Consider the following 6,037-nt stretch of genomic DNA (forward strand, 5'->3'; position numbering starts at 1 on the left):
CAGCAATCAGAAACTTTTTCATGTGACAGATCCCTTGCGCATGACCGCACGACTGGCTGCGGCTGCGCTCCGCCTATCAGCTCAACATGACAATTTTTTTTCGAGTGTCCGGATTTGCTTCAATTGATTAGCCGGGTAAGAAAGCGCTGCGTCCGCTGATTTCAAGCCGGCGGTTCGCGGCGCCGCCGGCATTGCAGGGATCATTAGCGTTCAAGAATAGCTGACGCGCGTGCCTTCGGACACCAGATCCAGCCCCGCGGTTTTCCCCTCCAGAGCAGCAGGCAGCCCGGACACCGGTTCGAGATAGAGCGCATAGGTGGAGTGATGAATCGGCAGGACCTTGCCGGGTTGCAGGTGAGCCACGAATTCGGCGGCATCGGCGGCACCCATGCTGATCTGGCCGAGCGGCCCCGTCGAACCGACACCGCCCAGGTGCGGTATCAGAATATCCGGCGCGCCGAAGGGTTCCAGGGCCTTCAGAACGTTAGGCGTCGGGAAGGTGTCTCCCGTCCAGTAAACCGATTTTGACCAATCGCCGTCCCGAAAGGTAAGCCAGTAGCCATTGCCGAAGCCGAGTATCCTGGAGATCTCCGGATTTTCAGAATGTTCCGCCGGAATTGCGATGACCGAAACCGAAACGCCGCCCTTTTCCAGAACATGCTCTTCACCCCAATCCGCCTGACGCAGATTGGTGAACCCCTTGCCGGCCATTGTTTCCCGGTCGTGCGCCGGAACGAAGAAGGGCAGGTCCCTTGAAAGCGACTGCTCGGCCTTTTGATCGAAATGATCCTCATGCAGATGAGACAGGAGGCCGTAGTCGATATCGGAGAGATCCATTCCCCGGAACTCCGTCAGGCGTTCGTGGAAGATGATGTCCGGTCCCTTGGCAAGGTCGAACATGGCATTGGGGTTGCCCATCCGGAACGCTTTCCTGCCCTCGCCGAAGGCCGGGTCCGTCAACAGGGTCAGCTCGCCGCAGGAGAGCAGCATCGTGGCGCCGCCGTACCAGGTGACATCAAGGCGGGGGTGTGCTGCTTCGGTCTTGCCCGGTGCCGGTGAAGCGCTGGCGAACACGGCGGGAGCTGCCAGGGTCATCGCGCCGGCGGATTTCAGAAAGTGTCTCCGTTTCATGGAATGGTCCTCGTCTGTCGTTGATAACCGGACTGAGGTAGACCTTCGCCATTATTCAGAGTAGTCAGATAAATCTGAATTCTCTGAACGAAAATTTCACTCAATGACCACGCTGGCCCATCTGGAAACTTTTGCCGAAGTCGCAGCCTGCGGCAGTTTTGCGGCCGCCGCGCGCCTGCTGGGATTGCCGAGATCCACGGTCACGGCGCGAATAAAGGCTCTTGAGGAGGACCTCGGCGTGGCGCTGTTCCGGCGCACCACGCGCCAGGTCCGGCTGACGGTGGAGGGCGAGGCCTACCGTGCCAGGGTACTGCCCGCCCTGAAGGACCTTGCGGAGGCGGGCGAACAGATCAAGACGGCGCAGACACCCCGGGGGCTCGTCCGTCTGTCCGTTCCGGTCGATCTTCCGCTCGACCGGATGGCCGAAGCCATGACCAGCTTCAATGCCCGTTATCCCGACGTGCGGATCGAGGTGCATGTCAGCGACCGGCCGGTTGACCTGACCGGTGAACGGTTCGACTTCGCCTTGCGCGGCAACCGGGTGGCCTCGGAGAACGTCGTGGTCCGGAAGATTGCTTCCGGTCCCCTGATTTCGGTCGTTCATTCGAACCATCCGCCCGAAGAAACATTTGAGACGATCTTTAGGGACGGCCGGTTGCTTGATCCGGCAGGCGCGCTTGACGAGACGGACCTGGAAGGGGGGGCATTCACCTTCACCACACGCAACCTTCAACTGGCAAGAGCACTTGTCCTGGCCGGCAAGGTCGCTGCGATCCTGCCGAGAGCCATGTGTGCGGACCTGCTTGCCTCCGGATTGCTCAAGGAGCTTGAGTGCCCGATTTCCCTGCCGGATCTACCGTTATTTGCAGTTCTGCCCTCACGCCGTTTCGTGCCGAAACGGGTGCGCCTGCTGCTGGATCATCTCGTTGAGAAATTGGACTGACCGGCTTTTGCATGGTCTTGCGCCTTCCAGACATTGCCGTTGGCTCATAGGTCGGCTATCACCGCGCCACCAGATACTAATCGATTTATGAAAGGCATGTTCATGAGCTCTCAAGGCGCTGTTGCGGAAATCGGCCTGATCGGCCTTGGAACCATGGGCGGAAACCTGGCGCTCAACATTGCCGAGCACGGATTTCGGATCGCGGTCTTCAACCGGACGACGGAAAAGACCGGCCAGTTCATGACCAAGGCCGGTGAACTCGCCGACAAGATCGTGCCGACAGAGACGCTCGAAGACTTCGTTGCCTCCATCAAGCAGCCGCGCGCGGTGATCCTGATGGTGCCGGCCGGCGAGGCGGTCGACGCCCAGATCGAGGCCCTGCGCCCGCTGCTGGATGCTTCCGATCTCATCATCGATGCCGGCAACGCCAACTACCACGACACCAACCGCCGCGCTGAAGACGCCGCCGAAAAGGGCCCGCGCTTCATGGGCATCGGCGTTTCGGGCGGCGAGGAAGGCGCGCGCTTTGGCCCCTCCATCATGGGCGGAGGTGCGAAGGATGCCTGGGACCAGGTCGGCCATATCCTGGAAGCGATTTCCGCCAAGCATGAGGGCGAGCCCTGCGCCGCCTATCTCGGCGAAGCCGGGGCCGGTCATCTGGTGAAGACCGTCCATAACGGCATCGAATATGCCGACATGCAGATGATCGCCGAAGTCTATGGCGTCATGCGCGACGGCTTCGGCATGACGGCTGGCGAAATCGGCGACGTCTTCGAAAAATGGAACGGCGGCATCCTGCAGTCCTACCTGATCGAGATTTCCGGCAAGGTCGCCAAGACGGCGGACCCGGACACCGGCAAGCCGATGCTGGATATCATTCTGGACAAGGCCGGCCAGAAGGGCACCGGCCGCTGGACCGCCATCGAGGCACTGATGCTGGGTACGCCCGCAAGCGCCATCGAAGCCGCCGTCGCGGTGCGCAACATGTCGGCACGGCTGGACGAGCGCAAGAAGGGCGAGGCCGAGTTCGGTGCGGCACCGAGTGGCATGGACCGGGAATCGGTGACCATCGACGCATTGGAAGCCGCTCTCGTCGCGGGCAAGATCATCTGCTACGCGCAGGGCTTCGGCCTGATCCTGGAAGCGGCGAAACAATACGGCTGGGCGATGCCCGTGCCGCAGATCGCGCGCATCTGGCGCAACGGCTGCATCATCCGCTCCGCCATGCTGAACGACATGTCGGCGGCGCTTGCCGACGACGCGAGCCGCAACCTGATGCTCGCGCCGTTCTTCTCCGAAAAGCTGAAGCAAACCGAGGCGATGCTGCGCCAGGTGGTGGCCCAGGCCGCCCTTCACGGCCTGCCGGTCCCGGCGCTGTCTGCCGCGCTCTCCTATTTCGACATCATGCGCACGGGCCGCTCCACCGCCAACATGCTGCAAGGTCAGCGCGACTTCTTCGGCGCCCACGGTTTTGAACGCACCGACAAGGACGGCGGCGGTTACCACGGCCCCTGGGCGATGGGGTGACTTAACAGCGATGGTCTGAGTTCCGGATCGGCGTGCGACTTGCGTCACGCCTGTCCGGAATGACGGCACGCGAGTGTGTGCCTGTGCGCAGGGAGTATCCGTTGACTATTGCGCCAGCCCCAGCGCCGCCATGTTCGCAATAGAGGCGGGCAGGCCGGCGTGGTCGCGGATTTCGATGATCAGGCGCGGGTTGCTGGTGAGCTTACCGAGCGCCGCGAACACCGCGCGCCAGTTGATGGTGCCTTCGCCGAGGGTCCAGTGGCGGTCGGCATAGCCGTCCGCGTCCTGCAGGTGGACATGCCGCAGGTTGTTGCCCGCCGCCTTGACGAAATAGTCGACCGGCGGGGCGCCGTTAACACCGTGAACGTAATGGGCATGGCCGGTGTCGAGGGAGACCTTGACCGCTTCCGACCCGAAGCTTTCCGCCATTTTGAGCCGGGATGAGGGGTCCATGTCCTCGATGTTTTCCAGCACCAGCTCGCAGCCGATGTCCTCGGCCTGCCGGACCGCATCCTTCATGGTCAGGTGGCAGGTCTCCATGTGCCGTTCCCGGCCGTTGTCGTAAAGGTCGAGATTGTAGTAGCTCCAGGCCGAATCCGGACTGTGTACGACCATCTGCGTCGCACCGAGCGCTTCGCAGATCTCCAGTCCCTGTCGCAGGCGCTTCTTCACCACGTCGCGGACATCGGGGTCGGGCTCAGCCATGCTTAGGCCGATGAAGGGCCCGTGGATACCGAGGCGGCCCTTGTGCCCGTCGAGCAGGGTTCTGGCCCGCTCGATCAGAGGCATCCAGTCGCCGTTCAGAACGTTCGGCGACCAGAAATCCTGCAGCTCGAGATCTCGCGGTTTTTCCAGCATGAGTTCGCGGTGCGTCTCGAACGAATTGAGGTTGAGCGCTGCACCAAGAATGGGAAGGTCGGACATGAGGCACCTGTCGTCAAAACGGAATTCTCTGGTAGCCTGATACGGCGGCACCCTTGACACTATTGCGACATGGCTCTCTGCGAAACTCAATATCCGCGTTTCCTGTCGACGCTCTCCGGGACGGTGCCCGTTTCGAAATAGCGGCCGATATTCCGAGCCACGATCCTGGAGGCGGTGGTGGTGATTGTCGGCGCGGAAATATGCGGCAGCACGGTCACGCTTTCATGGCCCCACAGCGGATCGGACTGCGGCAAGGGTTCCTCGTTGAAGACGTCGAGCACCGCGTGGCTCAAATCACCCCGGTCGAGTGCCGCAATCAGTGCCTTTGCATCAAGGATTGGCCCACGGGCAAAATTGATGAGTGCCGCACCCTTTTTGCAGTGTTGCAGGGCTTTTTCGCCGATGAGGCCCTTCGTTTCGACTGTCAGTGGCATCAGCAGGACGATGATGTCGGACCGGTTCAGGATGGCCGCAAGCCCGTCTTCCCCGTGAAAACAGGAGATACCCTCCAGAACCTTCTCACTCCGGCTCCAGCCGGCGACGTCGAAGCCATTTGTCTTGAGCCGTAGCGCGGCGGCGGCCCCCAGCTTGCCGAGGCCGAGCACGCCGATGGTGCGTTCCTGCGGCAGCTTCAGGACGTGGTCCTGCCAGATTTTCTTTTCCTGCTGCAGGCGGTAACGCGGCATGTCCCGGTGCAGATAGAGCGTCCAGGCCAGAACGGCTTCCGACATGGTCTCGGCCATTTGCGGATCGGTCAAGCGGACGATGCGGGGGCCGTTCTCAGGCAGGTCCGCACACAGCCGTTCGACTCCGGCCCAAAGGCTTTGCACCCAGACGAGAGCGGGAAGCGCCGCGACTTCGGCCGGATCCGGATTGGCGACGATGGCAACCTTTGCAGCAAGGCGTTCTTCTTCCGTCAGCGCCTCAAAGGGTTTGACCTCCGCGACCTCTTCAAGGGCGGCGGGCAGTACGTCCCGCCAGGCCTGCCGTTCGCCGTCGCTTGCAGCGGAGATAAAGGGCACAACTGTCTTCATACGGCAAAAACTCCGGCTTCATCGGCAAAGCCCTTGATTTCGATCGGGTTTCCGGACGGATCGAGGAAGAACATGGTGCTCTGTTCTCCCGGTTCTCCCTGAAACCGGATCGTCGGGGGCAGGACGAAGTCGAGGTTAGTGGCCGTCAATTTTTCCGCAAGGGCTTTCCAGGTCGCCATGTCGAGAACGACGCCGAGATGCGGCATCGGCACCATGTGATCGCCGACCTTGCCGGTGTTGGTCGTCTCGAACGGCTTGCCGAGATGAAGGGAAATCTGGTGTCCGAAGAAATTGAAATCGACCCAGGTCTCCGTGCTGCGGCCTTCCTGGCAGCCAAGCAGGGTGCCGTAGAAGGCACGTGCCTCATCCAGGTCCGTGACGTGATAGGCCAGGTGAAAACAGGGTTGCATGGTGTCTCCTTGAAAACCGTCCAGGGGCGTTGCCGGATGTGATTGCGAAACGCTCTACCAGATGGCCT

General features: G+C 61.6%; 6 protein-coding genes. 2 read left to right on the top strand and 4 right to left on the bottom strand.

Features of this window, described 5'->3' with window-relative positions; genetic code table 11:
- Window positions 1-210: 210 nt before the first annotated feature.
- Window positions 211-1,131: an MBL fold metallo-hydrolase gene (locus ACQY7U_RS01095; RefSeq protein WP_428641108.1), complete on the bottom strand. Its 921-nt coding sequence runs from the start codon at window positions 1,129-1,131 to the stop codon at window positions 211-213.
- A gap of 103 nt (window positions 1,132-1,234) precedes the next feature.
- Here ACQY7U_RS01095 and ACQY7U_RS01100 point away from each other — a divergent pair, with 103 nt between their 5' ends.
- Window positions 1,235-2,074, top strand: a complete 840-nt coding sequence (locus ACQY7U_RS01100) for a LysR family transcriptional regulator (protein ID WP_428641110.1) — start codon at window positions 1,235-1,237, stop codon at window positions 2,072-2,074.
- A gap of 102 nt (window positions 2,075-2,176) precedes the next feature.
- Complete coding sequence (gndA, locus tag ACQY7U_RS01105) at window positions 2,177-3,601, top strand: NADP-dependent phosphogluconate dehydrogenase (protein ID WP_428641112.1); 1,425 nt, start codon at window positions 2,177-2,179, stop codon at window positions 3,599-3,601.
- Window positions 3,602-3,706: 105 nt separating this feature from the next.
- On the opposite strand, the gene ACQY7U_RS01110 is transcribed toward gndA, so the two are convergent.
- From ACQY7U_RS01110 to ACQY7U_RS01120, 3 genes are all read right to left on the bottom strand, one after another.
- Entirely contained in the window at window positions 3,707-4,525 is an 819-nt protein-coding gene (locus ACQY7U_RS01110) for a sugar phosphate isomerase/epimerase family protein (protein ID WP_428641114.1), read from the bottom strand.
- A gap of 86 nt (window positions 4,526-4,611) precedes the next feature.
- Window positions 4,612-5,559 (bottom strand): 2-hydroxyacid dehydrogenase, encoded by a 948-nt coding sequence (locus ACQY7U_RS01115; RefSeq protein WP_428641116.1) that lies wholly within the window; start codon window positions 5,557-5,559, stop codon window positions 4,612-4,614.
- Window positions 5,556-5,969, bottom strand: a complete 414-nt coding sequence (locus ACQY7U_RS01120; protein ID WP_428641118.1) for a VOC family protein — start codon at window positions 5,967-5,969, stop codon at window positions 5,556-5,558. The genes ACQY7U_RS01115 and ACQY7U_RS01120 overlap by 4 nt, the downstream gene beginning before the upstream one ends.
- Window positions 5,970-6,037 lie beyond the last annotated feature (68 nt).

This window comes from Roseibium sp. (assembly GCF_050301095.1).
GTDB lineage: Bacteria > Pseudomonadota > Alphaproteobacteria > Rhizobiales > Stappiaceae > Roseibium.

Excerpts from the sequence above, each read along its gene's own strand:
- ACQY7U_RS01095 (WP_428641108.1), bottom strand. The coding sequence starts at position 1,131 with ATGAAACGGAGACACTTTCTGAAATCCGCCGGCGCGATGACCCTGGCA.
- ACQY7U_RS01100 (WP_428641110.1), top strand. The coding sequence starts at position 1,235 with ATGACCACGCTGGCCCATCTGGAAACTTTTGCCGAAGTCGCAGCCTGC.
- gndA (WP_428641112.1), top strand. The coding sequence starts at position 2,177 with ATGAGCTCTCAAGGCGCTGTTGCGGAAATCGGCCTGATCGGCCTTGGA.
- ACQY7U_RS01110 (WP_428641114.1), bottom strand. The coding sequence starts at position 4,525 with ATGTCCGACCTTCCCATTCTTGGTGCAGCGCTCAACCTCAATTCGTTC.
- ACQY7U_RS01115 (WP_428641116.1), bottom strand. The coding sequence starts at position 5,559 with ATGAAGACAGTTGTGCCCTTTATCTCCGCTGCAAGCGACGGCGAACGG.
- ACQY7U_RS01120 (WP_428641118.1), bottom strand. The coding sequence starts at position 5,969 with ATGCAACCCTGTTTTCACCTGGCCTATCACGTCACGGACCTGGATGAG.